Below are 21428 nucleotides of genomic sequence, written 5' to 3' on the forward strand. Positions count from 1 at the left end.
TGCCGACAACATAATTAAGAAAGTTGAGGTACATGATGACAGCCAAAGATGATTTCAAAAAGCCTGATAATCTCCAGGAATTAAATAATGAGGAATTCAGTGCAGTAGCGCAGTATCCCATCAGCTTTAGCATTTTTGCTCTGGCACGCTCTCACAAGGGTCTTGCTGCGCAGTTGATTCGGGATACCGGGCTTTTTCCCGGTCAAGAGATTATGCTGATGCAGTTATATGCACAAGACCATCAATCCCAAAACTCATTGGGTCGCACACTTCGCCTGGATCATTCAACCGTAGCCAAGTCTGTTCGCCGTCTGGAAGATGCCGGTCTCGTTACTCGGAGTCGTTCCAAAACAGATGGACGGGTGACCATTGTATCCCTAACAGAAGCCGGACGCGCACTGGAGGAGCAAGTGAATAACGCCTGGCGCCAAGTGGAGCAGATCACCACAGCTGGCCTCTCCGAGGAAGAAAAGAACTTACTGTTATCTCTTTCACAGAAAATTGCTGCACAGATTGATTCATCCCTATCCTAAATTTGCTTAACGAATGGAGCGTGTGCACAATGCATACATCTAAAATGAAAGCTATTCAGATTCATCAATACGGAGGACCCGATACATTACAGTTCGAACAGGAAGTCCATAAGCCCCAGCCAGCTGCCGGCGAAGTTCTGGTACGCATTCAGTATGCTGGAGCCATTCCACTGGACTGGAAGATTCGTAACGGCTGGTTGCAGGACGTGTTTGTCAAAGAGCTGCCTTATACACCCGGAACGGCCATGTCTGGCATCGTTGAAATCGTGGGAGAAGGTGTTGATACCTTTCAGTCGGGAGATCGTGTTTTTGGTAATGTGAAGGGTAGTTATGCCGAGTATGGTATGGCTCCTGCTCAGGATTTGGTGCATATGCCAGACGACCTGAGTTTTGAGGATGCTGCGACCATTAAAGGCGGAGCTGAAGCTGCATGGAAAGCACTGTTCACCGAAGGTGAGTTGGAAGCCGGGCAAACCGTTCTGATCCACGCTGCTGCGGGCGGTGTCGGACAATTCGCAGTGCAACTGGCAAAATGGAAAGGCGCTCATGTTATTGCTACCGCGTCTGGTGCCAATGTTGATTTTGTTACTTCATTGGGTGCCGATCAAGTGATTGATTACAAGACAACCTTGTTTGAAGAGCTGGTAAGCAATGTAGATCTGGTTGTTGAAGCTGTTGGTGGAGAGATCGAAGATCGCTCATGGGGTGTTCTGAAACCTGGGGGCCGACTGGTATCGTTAACTCAACTGCCTTCTGCCGAAAAAGCAGCGCAGTATGGTGTTACAGCCAAGTTTAATTCCAAATTCCCGACATCAGAGGATCTGTACACAATCGCTCAGCTAATCGCTAACGGTTCCCTCCGCTCAGAGATTGATTCCATCTTCCCTTTGAGTGAAGCGAATCAAGCGCATGCCAAAAGTGAGGCCAGACATGGACGAGGCCGGATTTTGCTGGATGTTCGCTCCGTCTAACCTGAAAAGCAGAACAAAAAGGGATTCGATCTGACCATCGAATCCCTTTTCTCGTTCCCCATACAATAACGTTGATCTGCAGGAGATATTTCTTATTTGGATGTAAGGCTTACTTGTGCAGCGGTTTGATCCCAGTCCACGGTAAGTCCCAGTCCTTCTGAGATGAAGCGTACAGGCACAAGTGTGCGACTGTTTTGAATGATCGCTGGTGCATCAATTTCGAGTGTATCTCCATTTACGGTTGCGGTGCTGCTCCCGATCTTGAGCACAAGGGTCTGATCATTCAGAACAGCTGTTACCGTCTTCGCCGTTTTGTCCCAAGTCACTTCTGCACCTAGTGCTTCGAGAATTGCGTTCACAGGTACCATCACTCGGCCACTTTGCAGCAGCGGGTCCTGATCCGGGAATGTGATCAATTTACCATCGAGTGTTACGGTAATGGTTTTGTCAGTTGTTCCGGATGAAGTGTTCGAACCTGTCTCTTCCGAAGTCTCAGGCAAAGGCGTTACTTCACGTCCAAGTTGCTCTTGCAGATTCGCAAGACGGTTCAGTGCAAATGTCGTCAGTGACCCGGCTGCCATGGAGCCCATGCCTCCACCCCCACCGCCAAAGTTACCACTAGGGCGTGTCTGCGTATTATCTGTACCCGTTGTTGCATCTGTTGTACCGTTTCCAGTTGCAGCACCCGGCTGAGTTGGAGGTGTTGTTCCATCTGGAGGAGTCATACCTTCCATGCCTTCAGGTGGGGTCATGCCTTCAAATCCTGCTGGTGGTGTACCGCCCATACCACCTGCCGCGTCTGCATTTGCAGAATAAGCGATGTTGGATTCAAACTGTTCTGTCGTATAAAACTTCGTTGGGTCTGCTTCCACATAAGGACGAATCTCATTGGCAAGGCCAGTGATACGATCCTGAATGCCTTCCATATAGTCTGTCAGTTCATTGACGTAGCTCAAATATTTTCCCTTATACTCCGGCACAGCAAGCAGGTTATTAATCATCGGTACATTTTCCATGTTAATGCCTAGTACCGGCTCGTCCACAGATACATTTGTTGCGTTGGTGTTGGTCGTGGTTGATCCGGTTGTTGTGCCACGTCCACCTCCACCCGAGTACCCGTTGAAGGACATGTTGAAGTCCCAAGGAACAACGGTGAACTTGCCCGCGGCATCACTGTAGAGCATGTAGTTATGTCCTTTGTCGCCGTTATAGCTGTCATAGTTGCCAAAAACCATGTTGCCTGCAATATATTGAAGCGCTGAATCCACGTCCAGTACACTTTCAATATCACCTTTTTCACCTTCTGGCATCTCGTTAAGCGTTTGGATGAAGGTTTTGAGTTTGGCTTTGTCCTTATCCGTACCCAAATCTTTGGTGATTGTACTGTAGTCACTGTCCTCTTCATATTGAAGATAACTCTTCTCATCCGTATCATAGAGGACACCTTCTTCGTAATCCTCACCGTAGTTGCGCTCCAGATAGCTATCATCCACCGCTTCAACGCCAGTATAGAAACCAACAAGCTCGCCGTTAACGTACAGATTAACATAGTTCGTCATCGGTACATCCATGCCAATGCTCCGCAGTGCTTCGTAGTGAAGTACCTCACGCATATACGATGGATCGGCGTAGTTATTGTTCAGTACCATTTTGTCCAGTCCAAGTAGGGTTTGTGTTTTGTCGTATTTATCAAACTTCAGTCTGAAGCTGTAACGGTCCGAATCTTCCATTGAGGCTACAGCTTTCAGGGTCAGATTGCCCTTGGTGGAGAAACCGACATTGTCCAGCTTGTTGCCGTCCACTTCCACACTAACATTCTTATAATCCTTATCCAGCGGACTTTCGAGCATGCTCTTCCAGTCTGCATCATCAATCGTTACATTCACATCAATGACGTTATCCGTCTGAAACAACGATTCATAAGCTTGCGTCACACCTACACTCGTGGTTGTCGCTGTACTTTCTGCGGCAAATGCCGCATTCGGACTTCCGATCAGGCCAAAAGATGTCGTTACCATCGTCACGGATAATGCCGTTACTGCAGCTTTGCGTAATAAAATATTCAAATGATGAATCCTCCTTCTTGGGTTTCTGTTAAGCAACTGAGGCTTATGTAACCATGGTAGGGGACAAACCTTTAGTGAATCTTAAACGCGATCAAAAATGATATGTATCACTATGAAATTTTCATGGATATACAAGAAATATAATGAAAAAAAGCGCAATTATAACCTTGGAACCGGTTCATAAGTCCTATTTTGATGCAAATATCTAATATTAATATGCCTATATAACGATATATCTGAAGAGTAGAACTTACCTGGAGTTCATATACGTGAATAGCAAAATCCATTACGAAAAACTTTTAGAAACAAAAGAGAATTTGATCAGACAGGATATTTAGGGACGATTTCACAGTTTTTAAGTCAACAATTACATAGCGTGTACAACACCCAGGGTAAGTCCTTCGTCACAATCGTAGAAGGAGTGAACCATCTTGTTTAATAAGCTTCGCTGGAGTACCATGCCTTTCTTTATCAAAAATTTGGTGATTTCATTCGGCAGCATTATGTTGATCGGTGTAATCCTGATTACTGCCGCGTATCAATTGCAAAAAAATATCTTGGTTGAACAGTTGCACGACCAGGCTACCGTCATCACCCAGAAATGGTATGACGATCTCGACACTGCCAAAGTAGCAGAAGCGGCTAAGGAAAAAAGCTACTCCGGTCCTGTACAGCTGGAAATGAAAACTTATCTCGATTCCATCCATGAATTCTATCCAAACATCGCGCAAGCGTACATTTTCGGTTCAGAACTTGAGGAAGGAAACGGAACGTCCATCATCGCGATTCCAACGAACCTGTTGGAACCATTCGAGGAAGGTAACCTGCCCGCAGGTGCCATGTACCCGTTGCCTCAGAATAACGTCGTAGTGCTGGAACAGATGAAAAAGGACGGAAAGCCTGCCTTCAGTGATTTCTACACGGATGAGTACGGAACTTGGACCACTCTGATCTATCCGATTAATAACGCAGATGGCTCCATGTACGCTGCTCTTTACTTCGATGTAGATGCAAGTGCCGTTCCAAAAGGCCTGAACAAACTACTTACGTACGGTTTGATGTTCCTGGTCGGTTTCCTGATCCTGTTCATGGTGTTGCAATTCATTTTGCTGAAAAGAACGTTGCTTCCGATCCGCAATCTGATGAAAGGTATCGAAGAAGTCAGCACGGGTAATCTGGACGTAACCATCGATACCGGACGAGATGATCTGGGTATCATCAACGAGAAGTTTAATGCGATGATCCATCGATTCAATACAACCATCTATAAAGTACAGAATACTTCGCATCACCTCTCGGAATCTTCCAAACAACTACTGGGCATTTCCGAGAAAAATAATGTGAACATTCAATCCATCAGCACCAATATTCGAGAAATATCTACTGGACTGGTGTCACAAGACAAAGCCACTGTGGAGAACGCACGTGCCATGACCGAGATGTCAACGGTAGTGCAGACGATCGCCAGCAGCTCAGCCGATGTGGCAGATGAAGCACTCAGCATGGAGCAGCGCTCCAGCACAGGTAATGTGGTGATGCAACAAGTCATTGAGCAGATGCGCCTGATCTCCGGTGCGGTGCAAAATACGTCAAACTCGATTCAGTCTTTGGAAAATAACTCGAACCAGATTAGCAACATTGTTAACGTAATTACGGAGATTGCCGGACAAACCAACTTGCTTGCACTTAACGCTTCAATCGAAGCAGCCCGCGCAGGTGAAGAAGGAAGAGGTTTTGCGGTGGTTGCCGGCGAGGTACGTAACCTGGCAGAGCAATCGCAGGAATCAGCGAAGCAAATTCGACAGTTAATTGAAGAAATTCAACGGGATATTATGCAGTCTTCCGAAGCGATGCAGTTGGGTTCCAAGGAAGTTACCAAAGGCTTGGAAGTTACCCAAGAAACTGGTGTATTCTTCGAGAATATTCTGACTGCTACGAATAAAGTTGCAAACCAGATTCAGGATATCTCCAGTTCTACTGAAGAGATCTCGGCAAGCACACAGGAAATGTCTGCCACGGCAGATGAACTCTCTGCCAATGTCAGCAAAGCAGCAAGCAGCAGTAAACAAATTGAGCAGTCAATTGATGAGCAGGAAGCCTCCATGGCAGCCATTGTGAGTGCCTCCGATGAGCTCTCGGTTGTATCCGAGCAACTGCAAGAACTGATCTCATTCTTTAAAGTACGCGCAGAATAGAAGCAATACGACACAGTAAAAAAAACCAAGGCTCATGAGTGATTACACTCAAAGCCTTGGTTTTTTGTTGTTACCAGGGTAGGCTCTATACCTTCCCGGTATCATTTAACAGACAGTATTTCTTCTGCTCTTATCATCATCTTTTTCTCATCATTGTAGCCGGATTGTTCGGATCGAAATCCAGCATTAAGAATAAGATCGGCCTCACTATTCGATATATATTGAACCTGCTCCGGTGTAAGGGTTATTTCAACTTTTTCTGAATACCAGCTATCTTTCGTTAATCTCGTTACCAATTCTTCACTGGTACTCGACCTCGGCGGGAGAAGCGTCTTGCCATCCGTTTGCAGATCGATATCAAAAAGCTGTTTCGAATGGAAAATCTCGTGGTTGACATCTTGTCCTATATACCTTATTCCCGGTTGAAAAGTGAAGTCGTGATCACCAGATTGTTGGACACTTAATCGGAGTTCATAATCACCCAATTGTCTGGTTGCCGTCATCGTCTGTCCCTCTCTTTGAATCCGGTCTGCTGTATCGTTGCTTTCCAATGATGAATCGGAACAACCGAGTAGGACAAGACACATCATCAGGATGTAGGAGAAATATTTCAAGGTAGACCTCCTCTCATTCTAATATATAATTTGGCTCTTAGATTTTGGACGCAGAATTGTACCATTAAGTTACATTGTTAATAAAATATATACGAAGTTCTCCGCTTAAGAGAAAGCATATCTAAACAGCCCATAGTATAGAGGTCCAATCGCGATAACTAAAGTTATCAACATCCAAACTCTCCTCGTCATAATTGGTAATCCATCCAAAATCTCTTCCCCTTCGTTATCCTTTAAAAGCATTGCGAATAATACATCCCATAACAGCGCTGCCACAGTAATAAATTTCCACAAAGAAGGATTTAAAATAGCTGTTTCCGTTACATATCCTAGCAGCCCTATCCATGTTATAACGGATACGACAAAATCGATTTTGCTAAGTTTCGACTTATACTTTCCTTTAATAAGATACGAGAGTGATGCTGTGCCCAGTAATCCAAGATAGATCGTCCATAAAACGTGTTCCATACATACTCCTCATTCTTTGCTGTATTTTAATATTTACTGTTTCTTCGCCACCCTTTGCTATTATAGCTATTCAACTCTATAACTGATATATTTAGCACTTTTCCATATTATAGTAACTCCTCATCCGTACTTCCTCTACTCATTTATTGTTTTCATCCTCCAGCCCACATTATGACAATGATCACATCCATCTTCCCTGTTCAAGTGCTACATTTGTTAACGACCAGTTGACCGAAACAGTAAATGGGTCATTAGATAACTAACCTTACCCATTACCTTTCAACATATAAGGAGGTGTATATGCGATGAAAACGATAGATCGAAGGCAACAGGTGATGGATTCTGCCGAGAAATCCTTTGCCCTGTTTGGCTATAAGGCGACAACGATGGAGCAGGTTGCGAGACTTGCCAATGTGGGCAAGGGAACGATCTATACTTTTTTCGAAAATAAAGAAGAATTGTTCAGCGAGATTCTGCGCTCGATCATTGCGGATATGAGACAGATTACAGAGCAGACTGTGAAGGAAGAGAACTCCTTTCTGGATAACGTGCATATGAGTATGGATTCTTTGCTGGAGTATCGGGAGGAACATGAGCTGTTGATCAAACTCTTTCAGGAGGTCAACGAGTTCGGTACGCCACAGGCCAAGGAAGGTTTGCAGAAAGTGGAGACAGCCATTCTTGAATATCTGGAGCGTCAGGTGAGCCGTGCCATGGAATTAGAGCAGATTCGCAGAGACGATCCCATGCTGGTTTCTTTTGTCCTGCTGAAGCTGTATGTCACCTTAACCTCAGATTGGAACAAAGCGCATCCTACGTTGCACAAAGATCAGATCAAGGATTTTGTGGGCCTCTTTCTCAAGAATGGTTTATCCCCCACCACATAGAGAAAGGTGTATCACTTGATTCAAAACATAATAGAGATAGAACAAACGGATTAGCGTAAGGATAGGGAGAGAACATGATGAAATCATTCCACGTATTTGGGCAGGATCTGAAGTCCGCCTTCAAGAAACCAAAAGTATTTATTCCGATCCTCGTTGTACTGTTCATTCCGGTATTGTATAGTGGCCTGTTCCTGAACGCATTCTGGGACCCGTATGGCAAAATGAATGAATTACCTGTAGCCGTGGTCAACACGGATCAGGGTGCAGTCTACAATGACAAATCACTGGCGGTCGGTCAGAATCTGGTCGATGAATTGAAGAAAAGTGATGATTTTGACTGGCAATTCGTGACTCGTGAACAAGCAGAACAAGGTATGCAAGACAACACGTATTATATGACGATTGTGATTCCGGAGGACTTTTCCACCAAAACAACAACCCTGATGGATAAGCACCCTGAGCCGGCAGACCTGATCTACGAACCCAATGAAGGATACAACTTCCTCGCAGGTCAGATTGGCGGCACGGCGGTCAAACAAATTCGCTCCAAAGTCGCTGCCAAAGTCACAGAATCGTATACCGAAACGTTATTGGATCAGGTCGAAAAAATCTCTGGCGGTTTGGCGAATGCCGGGGATGGGGCAGGTCAGATTCATGATGGTGCGATCACGCTGGATGAGGGTGCTGCTACATTAAAAGAGAACCTGTCCAAACTGTCGGCAGGCACCGACAAGTTGGAAACGGGCGTAGTTCCGTTAAAAGAAGGTACGACTACGCTCGCCCATGGCATAGGTGATCTTCATACTGGCGCGAGTGCCCTGTCCAGTGGCCTGTCTCAATTGGCAGCAGCAGGCACGAAGCTGGGTGATGGAGCATTGCAGGCTGAAGCGGGTGGCAAACAGTTACAGGCTGGCCTTCAATCTGTTCAGGAAGGCACAGCTAAGCTGGATGCAGGACTGGCGGCTTCCGAGGAAGGCAGTGCAAAGCTGACTGCTGGGCTGCAAAGTTCTGTTGAGGGCAGTGGCAAAGTAAGCGAAGGTGCTAAGGCCGTTGCGCAAGGTCTTGCTCAATTGGCCGAAGCGAGTCCCGAGCTTACCGCAAGTCCAGCTGTGCAGCAACTCCTGGCAGCAAGTCAGGCAGTTGCTGCTGGCAGCGAACAAGTGTATCAAGGCGGACAGCAATTGGTCGCAGGCAGTCAAAACCTGTACGCTGCACAGCAACAACTGCATCAAGGCAGCAGCCAGTTGGTACAGGGTGAACAACAACTGGTACAAGGAGCCACGCAATTATCCGTCGGACAAGAAAAGCTTGCGACTGGTTTACAACAGTTCAATTCCAAATTATCCGAAGCAGCCGCTGGAGGAGCCAAACTTGCGGATGGTTCAAGTCAATTGGATGCTGGTGCAGGCAAGCTGGTTGCGGGTGTAAGCCAGTTCACTGATGGAATCTCAACCCTTGCAGATGGCTCACATAAGCTGGATGAAGGTGCTGGTCAGTTAAAAGAAGGTACCCTTAAGCTAACAGACGGCTCTGGCGAACTTGCCACCAAGTTGAATGAAGCGGCTGAGCAGACGGGTAGTGTAAAAAAGACCGATGAACTCGTAACCATGTATGCAGAGCCTGTTCAGGTCGATGAGCATAAATATAATGAGGTACCCAACTATGGTACAGGATTCTCGCCATACTTCCTGTCACTTGGGCTCTTTGTCGGCGCATTGATTGCCACATTGGTAGTGCCAACACGCGGCAGCACGGTTAGTGAGGCAAGTGGCTGGAATCGTTTTGTGAGTAAAACGCTGGCTTTCACACTCATGAGTACAGCGCAGTCCCTGCTTGCTTCATGGCTGGTCTTATACGGCTTGGGTCTGGATGTTCAGAGCGTTCCATTGTTCCTCTTATTCAGCTTTGTTACCAGCCTAAGCTTCATGTACATCATTCAGGCGCTAGTGACGTGGCTAGAGAATCCGGGACGATTCCTCGCGATTCTGATGCTGATCTTCCAGCTCACCACCAGCGCAGGCACCTTCCCGCTCGAACTGATTCCAAATTGGCTGAAAGTGTTTAATCCATGGCTGCCTATGACCTATTCGGTAACAGGTTATAAAGCAGTTATCTCAAGTGGACAGTTCGGTGTGGCTTGGGATCAGATTGGTATTCTGTGCATCTTCGCCGTGATTGGCCTGGGAGGAACCTTAACGTATTTCCTGATGCCTCATACCACGGAGAACGCAAACGTCAGCAGTGAAGTCTCACTTCACCTGTAAAAAAGTAAAGTAAAAAGCAAAGGCGTGTATCTAAGCCTCACTCTCTTCTGGTCAACAGGAGGTGTAGGCAGGTACGCCTTTGCTTTTCTAGTTTTAGATACAATCTAAGTTTGCTAACTTCATATTTCTAGTATGTAGAGTAAATTTCAGAACTTGAGATAGCGAAACTAAACAATAGCACGAGCAAAATAAGTAATACATACATCGCTGTACCGATGATTCCACAAACAAGTCCAGCAATGGCCAATCCTCTGCCTTGCTCCATGCGAACTCTGATCTCTTTGAAGGCTAAAGATGCAAATATAATCGCGACGATTCCCATTAAAATTCCCACGTAAGGAATCGTGACGGACAGAATCCCCAAAACTAGTGATACAATCGACTTACTATTGGTCTTTGGTACTACATAAGGCGGTGGTGACAATGTGTCGTTATAATAACGATCCACATCATTTTCGCGATGTTCCAAGGTAAATCCTCCCTGTTTATTAAGTATGTTCATTATAATAGATTATTAGGAAAAATAATATCCACATTATGTTAATTATGAATTGATATTAGATTTATTTTATTCCCATCATCCCCGGACACACATATAAATCCATAAGCTTATAAATTGTACTTCAAGGATTTGAATTTAAGAACCGTTTATCCGTGTGATGTTACAAATCAAGAATACCTCTAACATATAGATATTATTATAGTTGTAATACTTTTCTGAATATCTATGGGGGATCACTACGATGAAAATCGATAAAGTAATGAACATACTTATGATTGTGATGCTTCTACCTATTGCTCTTTATCGAAATAATGTAGCTGTACTATGTTTTAGTATTGTTTTGTTTGGAATCATGAGTTACACCACTTATCGAATTCGAACACGTTGGAATGTAGTAACTTATATCGTGTTGACCCTGGTATTGATTATCTGGAACATATACCTTTGGACATAAGCTATTATTTTAAAAAGCAAAAAGAACGCACTCCCTTATTACTCATAGGATTGCGTTCTTTTGATATTTCTTAGACTTGGAATGTCTTCTATCCTTCCACTTTCACCCGCTGTAAAAACGTCCGGGTACGTGCGAGCCTCGGATTGCCGAAGATCTGTTCTGGTGGACCTGCCTCTGCAATCTCCCCGTTATCCATGAAAAATACACGATCCGCAACGTCACGGGCGAAGCCCATCTCATGCGTGACAATCATCATGGTCATATTTTCCTGTGCCAGTTGTTTGATGACACGTAACACTTCCCCTGTCAGCTCCGGATCGAGTGCCGATGTCGGCTCATCGAACAGGAGAATGTCTGGTTGCATCATCAGTGCACGAGCAATGGCTACACGCTGTTTCTGTCCACCGGACAGATTACCAGGGTAGACATCGGCCTTGTCCGACAGCCCTACTTTGCCGAGTAATTCCAGACTACGATATCGAATGACGCTTGAGCTTTCTTTTTTCAAAGTCTTCGGTGCAAGTTCCAAATTATCTTGTACAGTTAGATGCGGGAACAAATTGAAATGCTGGAACACCATACCCATACGATCCGTCATCTTGCGAATATCTGCGGCACCCGCGTAACGGCCATTATCAACCAACGTCTGATCCTGAATGCGAATTGTTCCGCCCGAAATATCCTCCAGATGAATCAGGCTGCGCAGCATCGTACTTTTCCCCGAACCCGAAGGCCCAATCACGGCAATCACTTCGCCTGGTTCCACGTTGAAGGATACCTGTTTCAGCACATCAAGTGTACCGAATGATTTTCTCAATTGATTTACTTCTATTATATGTGTCATATGCAGACAGTCCTTTGATTGATCAGATTTAATTTATTCAAATGAAAACCGCTTCTCGAGTGCCTTGAACAGCACCGTGAGTACAAGTGTCATGAGCAGATACATAACCGCCGCCACGAAGAAAGGTGTCAGCTGTAAGTCGCGATTTACCGCCGCTTGGGCGTAATACAACAGCTCAGGTACAGCCACGGCATAGAGCAGTGCCGTATCCTTGATAAGCGTAATGGACTCATTGGCCGTTGCAGGCAATACTACACGAATCATCTGAGGAATAATGACTTTGGTCATCGTCTGCCACTTCGTTAACCCCAGTACCTTCGCTGCTTCATGTTGCCCTTTATCAATGGAAAGCAGTCCACCCCTGAAGATTTCAGCGAAGTACGCCGCATAGTTCAGGATGAACGCAATCCCCGCTGCAACAAAACGATCAAACACCAGATACTCTCCAATCACCGGAAGCAACGGTAAACCGAAGCAGAAGAATAGAATTTGGAGCAGTAGCGGTGTTCCTCGCATCACATATACATACGTATGGGCAATCCACGCCAGCAGTTTAATCTGGCTTCTCATCGCAAGCGTGACCGCAAATCCAAGCGGTACAGATAACACGATCGCTAGCAAGAACATGAAAATGGTGGTCTGTGCACCCTCTAGCATAGGTTTTAAAATGGTCGATAAATAATCCCAACTCATTGTTTTGTCTCCTCTAATCTGTTAACCCCGCATTCCTCTGGGGCATGAATCGCTCCAGCATGGAATACGGGGTCCGTTTTGTTTCTAACTATATATCAGGTGTGTAACCTGCCTATTTCAAAACCTTATCTTCACCCAACCATTGGGTGGAGATTTTAGCAGCTGTTCCGTCTGCATTCAGCTCATCCAACGCTTTTTGCAGCTGATTCAGAAGCTCTTCATTGCCTTTTTTAATACCAATGCCATATTGTTCCGGTGCAAGAGATTCATCCATCAGTTTGAATGTTCCCTCTTCTTTGGACATGTAGTATCTCGCTACCACTTCATCAATGATGACCGCATCCAGACGTTTTGTCTTCAGATCCGTCAGTGCAAGCACGTTATCCTTAAATTCGGAAGCTTTCACTTTATCCTTCAGCGGACTTGCTGCTAGTGCATCTGCCGCGGAGGATAGTGCCTGCAATCCCACATTTTTACCATCGAGTTCATCCAGCTTTGTGATTGGCGAGTCTGCCAAGGTAATAGCTACCTGACTGTTTTCCAGATACGGCTTCGTAAAGAGCACTTTCTCTTTACGCTCATCCGTAATGGTGTACCCGTTCCAGATCATATCGATCCGGCCACTGTTCAGCTCTGATTCTTTGGAAGACCAGTCGATTGGCTGGAATGTGATTTCTTTACCCATTTTCTCCGCTGCAGCTCTTGCGTAATCAATATCAAAACCAACAATTTCATTTTGCTCGTCCCGGAAACCCATTGGAGCAAACTTGTCATCAATTCCTACAACAATCGTGTTATCGTCTTTGCTTGCGGAACTGGAACAACCAGCCACAATCAATACACATATGCTAATGAATAATAGTAGAATCGCTTTTTTTCTCATCTCTCGAACCCCTCCATGTCTATAACCAAAACCCAAACGCTTTAGTTCGTTACCACGTTATCAGAGATTTATAATAACATAGCATGGGAGAAGAGTCGAGTCTCTTGCCTATTTCCTTCTATTTCATGCAGTTTAATTGTCAACAATCTGTGAAAAAGCCTCTTTCACTTGTGCCGGTTCTACCAGCTTCTCGCGTACAGTCGAATTCCATAGCTCCGGGTTCTGAAGTTCCTTTAATTCCGTACCTGTCCATTGTTGGGCAGATTCACGACGTAAGGTATGGCTGGTATTCTCAAACTGGTAGACGATCTGCTCCAGATTATCGATCATAACAAAGTTCGAAACCGCATTATATACAAGTATCCGCTCAAGTTCCTCTGTATCCATCTCACGCGTATCCAAGCTATAATTCACTTGGACCGTGAAGGTCTCCGGATACAGTTGGTAACCATTCAATCTTTCACGTAAAGGTAAAGCCTGATTCAGATGACTAAGGTTTGAATTATCACCCATGTAGGGACTGCGATATTTGGCTAAAGCGGCAAAATCATGTGTCAGCGGATTCTGCTGCTCTTCCTCGTACCGAGCCTGTTTCGCCTCGATCTTCGGATTAACGAAGCCCTCAACAATCACTAAGCCACTGATGCCCAACACAACAAGTGTTATAATCCATATGTTTCTAATTCTCATAACGCATCACTCACTTCATACTTACTAACGATCCGATACGCGCGATGCACAACCAAAGGAATAATAACACTTAGTAATGGGATGGCAAAGGCAATGACGATCACTGCAAACTGATAGGGTCCATCCACCTGAATGGGTCGATTAAACCAGATGTTGCTTCCGAATCGTAACGCTGCCTGCGTTCCCCATAGTACGAGTATTAATGCTGCCCACAACCACCATATCCTGCGATTCCACTGCACTAAGGCAGGGATTCGAATAACCGTGGTTTTCACGGAGGTTGCAGAATCGTTCGTCTTGTTGATCAACAGATACAATACATACATGCCACCAACAATGAGACTCACGATCATAAGCAGATTGTTTATGGCGGAGCCTTGCATCAGCACTCTCATTGGAATGGTAATGATCCAGGCTATGAGGCTATAAATCAGAGCAGACTGCAACAACGCTGTCCAGTAAGGAACACGTTGTACCCTTCGATGGTCACTCATCACTTCATCCATACCAGCGATATGCTGAATGGCGGTCTGGAACGCCTTCTCTTCACTCATACCCTGCGAGATATAATCGTCAATCCGCGCAGCGAGATTGCTGTGAATCTCTTCTTTTAATTCTCGATTGTCTAATGTATCTTGTGCGTGAGCGAACAAACGATTCACATGACGGGTGATGCGAGCATCCAATCTCATAGGTCTTCATCTCCTTTTTCTCCAGTGACAATCATGCAATCAATCAGTGCCTTGGCTGCTTGCCAAGCATGAACCTGCTCTCTATAGGCTTCAAGGCCTTGCGTTGTAATTCGGTAATATTTGCGTCGTCCTCCCTGCGTCTCTCCCCCCCAGTAGGACTCCACATATCCAATCTTCTCTAGCCTCTTCAAACTGGAATAAAGCGTAGGTTCCTTCAATTCAAACTGCTCTCCGCTCTTGCGATAGATCTCCTTAATAATGCTGTAGCCATAGTTATCAGCGGGTATAAGTACACTCAGAATGATGGGGTCAATATTGCCCCGAATCAGATCACTGTTAATCACTTGCACATCCATCTGCGAGTTTCACCGACTTTCTTCCGTCCTGTGTATACTATAAGACATATTACTATGTCTGTAAAGGTAATGTGTAACGCATGGTAAATATGCATCGTACCGAGCACCATTAGCAACATTCCTCTCTTGCAAATAAAATTCTTCAATACGATAAGAACATTGACCCCATTGTTATTTCTTTCAACTTTGCTTATATTATCCGGCTGTAATCCTACTCCAAGTCATAGTACAAACAAAACTGCCTCACCCTCAACTCTTTGCGAGAAGGTTCATTCCAGTTAGCGCAGGAAAAAGGTACTCATTATTATGGATCCTTTGCCCGCTGGACTTCCCCTCAAAATTCGCAGGTTTCCTTGGTTGACACCTCTTTTGCCTTTGTTATCCGTGGTGTCGAAAAAAAATAGAAACAAACAGGGCCCCTCCAATTTTGGAGAGGCCCTTACGCATTTTTATCTATTGCTGCACTTTCTCGCGATCTTTCCCTTTATCGGATTCTCCCGCATTTTTGTTGGCGGCATCGCGATCCTGCTGCATCTCTTCCACCGTTTTCACCTTCAGACGTGCTGCACCTTCATATTCCTTCGTTGGAATAAGGTCGCCAGCAGCAAGTCTTGCTTCCGCGGCAGCAATCGCATCTCCGTACTGCGGCAACCACTCGGCCTGTGCAACCAGCATCTCGTCGACCATCTGCCAGATTTCTTTTGGATTACATACGGCACCCACGAGCGGGTCCATCATAAATGCCTGACGAAGTAATTTGTCATCTCCGTTCACCGCGGCTTCAACCGCAAGACGTTGCACGGAAATGCTCACATTACATACCGCAGCCGGGCCAAGTGGCAGATCCCCTACATGTGGCATAGAGATACCGTTGCGATCCACATATCCCGGTGCCTCAATAATCGCATCATCCGGCAGGTTGGAGATGACTCCATTGTTAACGGTATTGAAATGTCCACGATAGACACGTCCCGTCTCAAGCCCTTCAATAATGTACGAACCGTGCTCCTCGCCCCGTTTTTCCGGAATGAATTGCATCGGTTCGTCCTTCATCCAGTTAGGAAAATCAGTCTCAAACCAGTTGCGCCCCTCGGTACACACCCGCAAATATCCACCCGTCTCTCCGTTGATCCAGTTGCCCAGGTCGATCCATTCGTTAATCTCTTCCGGACGTTTGCGGTACCACGGCACATATTCACTCAGATGACCATTTGATTCCGTGCTGTAGTAACCGAAGCGGCGCAGCATATCGATCCGCACTTTCTCGGTGCGGCTGTACTCGGGATGTTTCTCGAAGGCTTCGAGCAGATCACCTGTAAGGTCTTTGCCCTCATGAGACGCTTGAATATACCACGTCTGATGGTTGATGCCGGCACAGACAATATCCACTTCACTCTTTTTCAATCCAAAAGCTTCCGCAATCTGATGATGACCATGCTGTACACCATGACACAGTCCGATCGTCCGCACACCGCCGTACTTGTTGCAAGCCCATGTCAGCATCGCCATCGGATTGGAATAGTTCAAGAGCAGTACGTCGGGTGCACTCTGTTCACGAATATCTTTACAGATATCCAACATCTCAGCGATTCCGCGTTGTCCATACATAATGCCACCTGCACACAACGTGTCACCGACACACTGATCTACCCCATATTTCAGTGGAATATCCACATCGGTTGCAAATGCTTCCAGTCCCCCAACACGAATCGTACACAGTACATACTTTGCATCTTTCAACGCTTCTTTCCGATCCGTGGTTGGCTGAATCTGAATCTTCAATCCATTCTCACGGATATCCCGCTGACACAGCTCAGTCACCATGTCCAGATTGTGTTGGTTAATATCGCAGAACGCAATTTCAATGTTGTTAAACTCGGGTACCGTGAGCAAATCCCTTAACAATCCCCGTGTAAATCCGATACTTCCTGCCCCGATAAACGCCACTTTAAACGACATGCCTATGTCCTCCCCTAATCCGAATCTTTCGCTTCGGTTAATGACTCTCTTCATGAAATCATTGTACCAACCGCATATAGGGAAGCGTTATCAAAATCATGACCTGTTCAAGATCTTGTTGTCAAAAATCCTAACTTTTACGCGCTAGCTCCAATAATCCAGTTGTATTCGAAATAACTGCAATCGGCTCATTCATCGGACGGGTACTGACTGACATGTCGTTCCATAGAGGAGCGAAATTCAACCGGCGTACGACCTGTATATTTTTTGAACAACATATGAAAATACTGACGACTGCCTACTCCAACATAGTCAGAGATTTCCGAAATCGGAATATTGGTCTGCTGAAGCAGCATTTTGGCCTTCTCCATTCGAAGCATCGTCAGGTAGTCGGTAGGTGTGCGCTGCGTGTGCTGACGAAAAATACGATGTAAATAGCCTGGATGCAGATTAACGGCTGCCGCAATATCCTTCATCTGAATGTTGCGATCCATATTGTGATGCATGAATTCAATGGTTCGTTTGACGTACAGTTCCGCATGATCTGGCGCACTCCGGCTCATTTCTCCGCGCAGACGTGCAACACGGACCAGCAATTGGATAAACAGTGTACGCACCAGTATTCCCTGTTCCGGTGACGAGAGATTCCGGGCTTCACGGTAATGTAACCTTTCCTCTGGTGGAATAATCCTCATCGGCACAGTTGATCTTCCCTGCTCCAGTAGACCACGCTGATCGAGTTCTAAGACTAGACTTTTCATAATGTGGTACACCTCTTCCGGGTCAGGCAGTACCAGATATGGCGAAGCATTAGCCAATAAAACATGTACTTCTTCCTCTTCTTGCGCGAGCTGACGGATGGATAACTGTCCGGGAGGTGAGCTTGAGAATCCAAACTCCACATTGAGCATCCGGCAAGGGACACCATCTTCCACCAGCAAACGGTGCGGGACACCTGCGTCGAGCATAATGAACTGTCCTTTTTTCAAAACAGCCTGCTCCGAGCCCCCATCCGGCATCTGCACATCCACCCGGCACATTCCCGAAATAATATACATGATCTCTGTGGAATCATGATGGTGATAGGACATACGATAGTTGTCCCACTGCTTGTAATAGTACGCGTAGAAACGCGGCCCGCAGTCCTCCGTTCGCAATGCCTCCTGATACAGGCTTCCTGTCCAGTGCTTCGTAATGCTCATATCCATACCTCCATTCCTACAACGATCGATCCTCACTTTTCTCCATTGTAACAATTCTGTCGGCTGGATATAAACTGTCTTCGTTAGAAGCCTCATTGTATTATTTAATTAGATAAATACTACCGAGCATCTAAACTCCAACGATGTAAAAGAATGACGTAACATAGATGGCTGGGAACAAGCCAAGCTCTGCCCGCAGATCCTTATGTAAAAAAGCTCTGAAACCTCCATGTGCCGAGACACATGGGGATTCCAGAGCTTCTAAGCTTTAATACTAACTCTTAAAAACTGATGCTTCCTTACGTTACAGTCTGATCATGAACACATGTTATGTTGCTATTGTTAGCTATTATTACTCCGGCCTGCTTACTTTCCGCCCTTACCTGGCGTGTAGAACTTAGGCAGCGTCACTTTTGACCAGTCCATATCCGATGCCATGTAGAAGGACGGGTAGGAAGGCTGGTTGTATCCACTGTTCTGTCCGGCAATGCCCACACGATACATCGCATCATGCATCAGCGTGTACAACTTGCGGTCCGTTTTCTCGGTACTCAGATAGATACGAATCGCGGAACTGTCCGTGGTTCTCACCAGCATCTCTTCCCGCCAATCCCCGAAGATATCAGCCACGAGAGAAGGCGTACCTTTCGTATGATTATTAGTCAATGTGCCTGTTGCCGTCAGCACCGTGCCACGATTCCAGTCTTTGATGGTTGGTGTAACATCAATCGCACCATCAACGATCTGTGTCGTCATATCACCAGCCCAGCGGATATTCATATTTGTGCCCGGAGCCTGATCACTGATTTTCTCCCCCTTAGCTGTCCATAATCCTACAGCCCATGTCTCCAGCCCACGGCGAGTCGGATCAACATCACCCACCATGCCGCGACCGGTATCTTTCCCCGTGTACCCACCATAGATTACTTCTCCGGTCTTCGCATCACGCAGGGAATAACCATATGGCGCCCAAGGCCCACCCTCGTGTACCATAAAAATCTCAAGTCCCGGACGATCCGGGTCAATATCTGCCACATGAAGTGCGTCCCCATGACCCAGACGGGCAATCGTTCCCGGTGCAGCACTCTCGGCTGGCATCAGGTCTGTGGAGCTGTACAGCACGCTGCCGTCATGATCAATCGTGGCGGAGCCATAGATAATCTCCTGTTTGCCGTCACCATCCACATCCGCCACACTGAAATAGTGCGCTCCCTGAGTTGTAATGGAGCCGTACTGCGGATCTGTACCATCTACGCCGTGCGGTCCGTCATTAAATGGGTTCTTCATCGGCGTCCAACCGCTGTCCACTTTCCATTCCTTTTTCAGTTTCTTGCCGTCCCAATTGTAGGCAACCATCGTTGAACGTGTATAGTACCCGCGTGCAAAGATTGCAGACGGTTTCTTGCCGTCCAGATACGCCACGCCTGCCAGGAAACGGTCCACCCGATTGCCCGGTTCGATCCGTGCCATCGCATAATCGCCCCACATCAGGCCATCATCATGACGCTCAGGTTCATATGGGATGGTCTCCAGCTCTTTGCCCGATTTACCTTCAAATACCGTAACGTACTCGGGTCCATCCACGATAAAACCTTCAAACTTGCGCAGCTCATTGCGGTTACTGCGTTCTACAGCGTACACATCAATGAAGTAGTCGGCCAGACTCTCGGCATCCTGCTGAGATAATGGGTAATTATATTTTTTCTCGATTCCAAAAGCTTCTTCCAATGTCGCAGGCCAGTTCCCCTTCACAACCTCATCGTGCTTATGCCAGTTTCTGAACATATCCACCACATGATCGTAGTAACCATCAGCACTCAAGCGATAATCATCTTCGTTCGAATACCCTGCCTTGCGATCCTGCTTGGGAAGCGTGATGTACTTCTCGGATGTTACTTTTCCTTTTTTGTTATATTTGATAATCTTCGTGCCCGGAGCGGTCTTAAACATCATCTCGGCCTTGCCATCTCCGTCAAAATCGTAAACGAGCATCTGTGTATAATGAGCACCTGCACGGATATTGACCCCAAGATCGATCCGGTACAACAACTGACCGTCCAAGGTGTAAGCATCAATGTAGGTTTTACCTGTGTACCCTTTTTGCGATACGTCCTTGGCGTTGGAAGGGTCCCATTTGACGAAAAACTCATATTGACCATCCCCGTCCACATCACCCACACTCATGTCATTGGCAGAATACGTATAAGCTTCTCCCGCAGGCGTCACGCCATCAGCGGGTTTTTGCAGTGGAATGTCCACATAGCCGTTCGCCCAAGGTTTGACGGATGCACTGCGTTTGCTCTCCTTGCCCTTCTTGTTGACCGCTGCCACTTCATAACGGGAAGACGATTTGCCCGCGGCATCTACATAGTTGGTGCTGTCGGTGACAGTAGCGATCTTTTTGCCATCACGATAGACGTTGAAGTCCGTACCTGTCAGCCCTTTGTCGCTATACCCTGTGGCCTCGTCACCAAGCAATCTCCAACTGAGAAAAACACCTTCAGATGTCGATGCAGCCACCAGTCCCCGATCCAGATATTCCAGTTGAATCTCTTTCACGTGACTGCCCCCCTTATGTGATTGCAGGCCAGCCTCCGTCGCCCCATTACCGTTCGAAGCTTCCGCTCCCGTAACGCCAGCTGTTCCTCCAATGAGCAAAGCTACGCTGAGTGCCGAAGAGAGCACCTTGGCTGCAAGTGGCATACGAGCCTTCCTGCGACCGGATTGCCGACCTGACACCGATCCCTTATGTACCGGCGCTGTTGTTTCTGAGTTCATCCACCTTCACGCTCCTTGAGACAGAATGGGTAACGCTTGTACACGTCGATGATGATTAGACGTTCGATAATTCATAGAGGCCTTCTTCGAAAGAAGGTTTCGACCCGAAATGATTACGCTTACAAAATTAAAAAAGAGAAATCAGCTTGCCCGACTACCAGAGTTCGGTCCCCCTTCCATTCTCTTTCCAATCCGAGCGAGGCGATCCCGCCCATCGGGTTCTATTATAGACATCCTGCCTGACAGACCCTAGGCAAATATCCGACCAAAACGATCAATAATCAGTGTTTTTAGGAGTCATATGGAAAATCAACCCGATGACGCTTCAGTCGGAAGGAGGATTTAAGCTCACCGCCAAGTTTTTTCTAACGAATCTC

General features: G+C 46.3%; 18 protein-coding genes. 5 read left to right on the forward strand and 13 right to left on the reverse strand.

What is annotated here, in order from left to right:
* Nucleotides 1–32 precede the first annotated feature (32 nt).
* Nucleotides 33–533 carry a MarR family winged helix-turn-helix transcriptional regulator gene (locus tag MHB71_RS19710; protein WP_339189456.1) on the forward strand — a complete coding sequence of 167 codons (501 nt, stop codon included), beginning with the start codon at nucleotides 33–35 and terminating at the stop codon, nucleotides 531–533.
* 29 nt (nucleotides 534–562) lie between these two features.
* Nucleotides 563–1504 carry an NADP-dependent oxidoreductase gene (locus MHB71_RS19715; protein WP_339189459.1) on the forward strand — a complete coding sequence of 314 codons (942 nt, stop codon included), beginning with the start codon at nucleotides 563–565 and terminating at the stop codon, nucleotides 1502–1504.
* A gap of 92 nt (nucleotides 1505–1596) precedes the next feature.
* Here MHB71_RS19715 and MHB71_RS19720 read toward each other — a convergent pair whose 3' ends face one another.
* Nucleotides 1597–3570 carry a CotH kinase family protein gene (locus tag MHB71_RS19720; RefSeq protein WP_340027351.1) on the reverse strand — a complete coding sequence of 658 codons (1974 nt, stop codon included), beginning with the start codon at nucleotides 3568–3570 and terminating at the stop codon, nucleotides 1597–1599.
* Nucleotides 3571–4028: 458 nt separating this feature from the next.
* Between MHB71_RS19720 and MHB71_RS19725 the strand changes: the two genes are divergently transcribed.
* On the forward strand, nucleotides 4029–5765 hold the full coding sequence (locus MHB71_RS19725) for a HAMP domain-containing methyl-accepting chemotaxis protein (protein WP_340030202.1): 1737 nt from the start codon (nucleotides 4029–4031) through the stop codon (nucleotides 5763–5765).
* A 101-nt stretch (nucleotides 5766–5866) separates the two neighbouring features.
* Here MHB71_RS19725 and MHB71_RS19730 read toward each other — a convergent pair whose 3' ends face one another.
* Complete coding sequence (locus MHB71_RS19730) at nucleotides 5867–6379, reverse strand: hypothetical protein (protein ID WP_340027352.1); 513 nt, start codon at nucleotides 6377–6379, stop codon at nucleotides 5867–5869.
* 105 nt (nucleotides 6380–6484) lie between these two features.
* A complete protein-coding gene (locus tag MHB71_RS19735) occupies nucleotides 6485–6847 on the reverse strand; it encodes a hypothetical protein (protein WP_076253361.1) in 363 nt (120 codons plus the stop codon).
* 305 nt (nucleotides 6848–7152) lie between these two features.
* Between MHB71_RS19735 and MHB71_RS19740 the strand changes: the two genes are divergently transcribed.
* Together MHB71_RS19740 and MHB71_RS19745 are read left to right on the forward strand one after the other, a co-directional pair.
* Nucleotides 7153–7734, forward strand: a complete 582-nt coding sequence (locus tag MHB71_RS19740) for a TetR/AcrR family transcriptional regulator (protein WP_076253362.1) — start codon at nucleotides 7153–7155, stop codon at nucleotides 7732–7734.
* Nucleotides 7735–7811: 77 nt separating this feature from the next.
* The gene (locus MHB71_RS19745; RefSeq protein WP_340030203.1) at nucleotides 7812–9998 is read left to right on the forward strand and encodes a YhgE/Pip domain-containing protein; all 2187 of its coding nucleotides are present in this window, start codon (nucleotides 7812–7814) and stop codon (nucleotides 9996–9998) included.
* 127 nt (nucleotides 9999–10125) lie between these two features.
* Here the strand turns inward: MHB71_RS19745 and MHB71_RS19750 are convergent, their stop codons facing one another.
* From MHB71_RS19750 to MHB71_RS19795, 10 genes are all read right to left on the reverse strand, one after another.
* Nucleotides 10126–10467 carry a DUF4190 domain-containing protein gene (locus tag MHB71_RS19750; protein ID WP_340027354.1) on the reverse strand — a complete coding sequence of 114 codons (342 nt, stop codon included), beginning with the start codon at nucleotides 10465–10467 and terminating at the stop codon, nucleotides 10126–10128.
* A 575-nt stretch (nucleotides 10468–11042) separates the two neighbouring features.
* Nucleotides 11043–11798: an amino acid ABC transporter ATP-binding protein gene (locus tag MHB71_RS19755; protein ID WP_076319410.1), complete on the reverse strand. Its 756-nt coding sequence runs from the start codon at nucleotides 11796–11798 to the stop codon at nucleotides 11043–11045.
* A 33-nt stretch (nucleotides 11799–11831) separates the two neighbouring features.
* Nucleotides 11832–12491, reverse strand: coding sequence for an amino acid ABC transporter permease (locus tag MHB71_RS19760; protein ID WP_047841829.1), 660 nt, complete (start codon nucleotides 12489–12491; stop codon nucleotides 11832–11834).
* 112 nt (nucleotides 12492–12603) lie between these two features.
* Nucleotides 12604–13374 (reverse strand): amino acid ABC transporter substrate-binding protein, encoded by a 771-nt coding sequence (locus MHB71_RS19765; protein ID WP_036606344.1) that lies wholly within the window; start codon nucleotides 13372–13374, stop codon nucleotides 12604–12606.
* A 132-nt stretch (nucleotides 13375–13506) separates the two neighbouring features.
* Nucleotides 13507–14064, reverse strand: a complete 558-nt coding sequence (locus tag MHB71_RS19770; RefSeq protein WP_076329423.1) for a DUF4825 domain-containing protein — start codon at nucleotides 14062–14064, stop codon at nucleotides 13507–13509.
* Nucleotides 14061–14756: a permease prefix domain 1-containing protein gene (locus tag MHB71_RS19775; RefSeq protein ID WP_076329422.1), complete on the reverse strand. Its 696-nt coding sequence runs from the start codon at nucleotides 14754–14756 to the stop codon at nucleotides 14061–14063. Before MHB71_RS19775 ends, MHB71_RS19770 begins: the two co-directional genes overlap by 4 nt.
* Nucleotides 14753–15112 carry a PadR family transcriptional regulator gene (locus MHB71_RS19780; RefSeq protein ID WP_340027355.1) on the reverse strand — a complete coding sequence of 120 codons (360 nt, stop codon included), beginning with the start codon at nucleotides 15110–15112 and terminating at the stop codon, nucleotides 14753–14755. The genes MHB71_RS19775 and MHB71_RS19780 overlap by 4 nt, the downstream gene beginning before the upstream one ends.
* A 453-nt stretch (nucleotides 15113–15565) precedes the next feature.
* A complete protein-coding gene (locus tag MHB71_RS19785) occupies nucleotides 15566–17071 on the reverse strand; it encodes an alpha-glucosidase/alpha-galactosidase (RefSeq protein ID WP_076329420.1) in 1506 nt (501 codons plus the stop codon).
* Between the two features lie 188 nt (nucleotides 17072–17259).
* Entirely contained in the window at nucleotides 17260–18273 is a 1014-nt protein-coding gene (locus tag MHB71_RS19790) for an AraC family transcriptional regulator (RefSeq protein ID WP_340027356.1), read from the reverse strand.
* A gap of 366 nt (nucleotides 18274–18639) precedes the next feature.
* Nucleotides 18640–20976: a rhamnogalacturonan lyase gene (locus MHB71_RS19795; RefSeq protein ID WP_340030204.1), complete on the reverse strand. Its 2337-nt coding sequence runs from the start codon at nucleotides 20974–20976 to the stop codon at nucleotides 18640–18642.
* Nucleotides 20977–21428 lie beyond the last annotated feature (452 nt).

Origin of the sequence: Paenibacillus sp. FSL H7-0940 (assembly GCF_037979415.1) — a bacterium.
GTDB classification, from domain to species: domain Bacteria; phylum Bacillota; class Bacilli; order Paenibacillales; family Paenibacillaceae; genus Paenibacillus; species Paenibacillus amylolyticus.

Excerpts from the sequence above, each read along its gene's own strand:
- MHB71_RS19790 (WP_340027356.1), bottom strand. The coding sequence starts at position 18,273 with ATGAGCATTACGAAGCACTGGACAGGAAGCCTGTATCAGGAGGCATTG.
- MHB71_RS19715 (WP_339189459.1), top strand. The coding sequence starts at position 563 with ATGCATACATCTAAAATGAAAGCTATTCAGATTCATCAATACGGAGGA.
- MHB71_RS19770 (WP_076329423.1), bottom strand. The coding sequence starts at position 14,064 with ATGAGAATTAGAAACATATGGATTATAACACTTGTTGTGTTGGGCATC.
- MHB71_RS19795 (WP_340030204.1), bottom strand. The coding sequence starts at position 20,976 with ATGCCACTTGCAGCCAAGGTGCTCTCTTCGGCACTCAGCGTAGCTTTG.
- MHB71_RS19780 (WP_340027355.1), bottom strand. The coding sequence starts at position 15,112 with ATGGATGTGCAAGTGATTAACAGTGATCTGATTCGGGGCAATATTGAC.
- MHB71_RS19740 (WP_076253362.1), top strand. The coding sequence starts at position 7,153 with ATGAAAACGATAGATCGAAGGCAACAGGTGATGGATTCTGCCGAGAAA.
- MHB71_RS19725 (WP_340030202.1), top strand. The coding sequence starts at position 4,029 with ATGCCTTTCTTTATCAAAAATTTGGTGATTTCATTCGGCAGCATTATG.
- MHB71_RS19785 (WP_076329420.1), bottom strand. The coding sequence starts at position 17,071 with ATGTCGTTTAAAGTGGCGTTTATCGGGGCAGGAAGTATCGGATTTACA.
- MHB71_RS19775 (WP_076329422.1), bottom strand. The coding sequence starts at position 14,756 with ATGAGATTGGATGCTCGCATCACCCGTCATGTGAATCGTTTGTTCGCT.
- MHB71_RS19745 (WP_340030203.1), top strand. The coding sequence starts at position 7,812 with ATGAAATCATTCCACGTATTTGGGCAGGATCTGAAGTCCGCCTTCAAG.
- MHB71_RS19710 (WP_339189456.1), top strand. The coding sequence starts at position 33 with ATGATGACAGCCAAAGATGATTTCAAAAAGCCTGATAATCTCCAGGAA.
- MHB71_RS19765 (WP_036606344.1), bottom strand. The coding sequence starts at position 13,374 with ATGAGAAAAAAAGCGATTCTACTATTATTCATTAGCATATGTGTATTG.
- MHB71_RS19760 (WP_047841829.1), bottom strand. The coding sequence starts at position 12,491 with ATGAGTTGGGATTATTTATCGACCATTTTAAAACCTATGCTAGAGGGT.
- MHB71_RS19735 (WP_076253361.1), bottom strand. The coding sequence starts at position 6,847 with ATGGAACACGTTTTATGGACGATCTATCTTGGATTACTGGGCACAGCA.
- MHB71_RS19755 (WP_076319410.1), bottom strand. The coding sequence starts at position 11,798 with ATGACACATATAATAGAAGTAAATCAATTGAGAAAATCATTCGGTACA.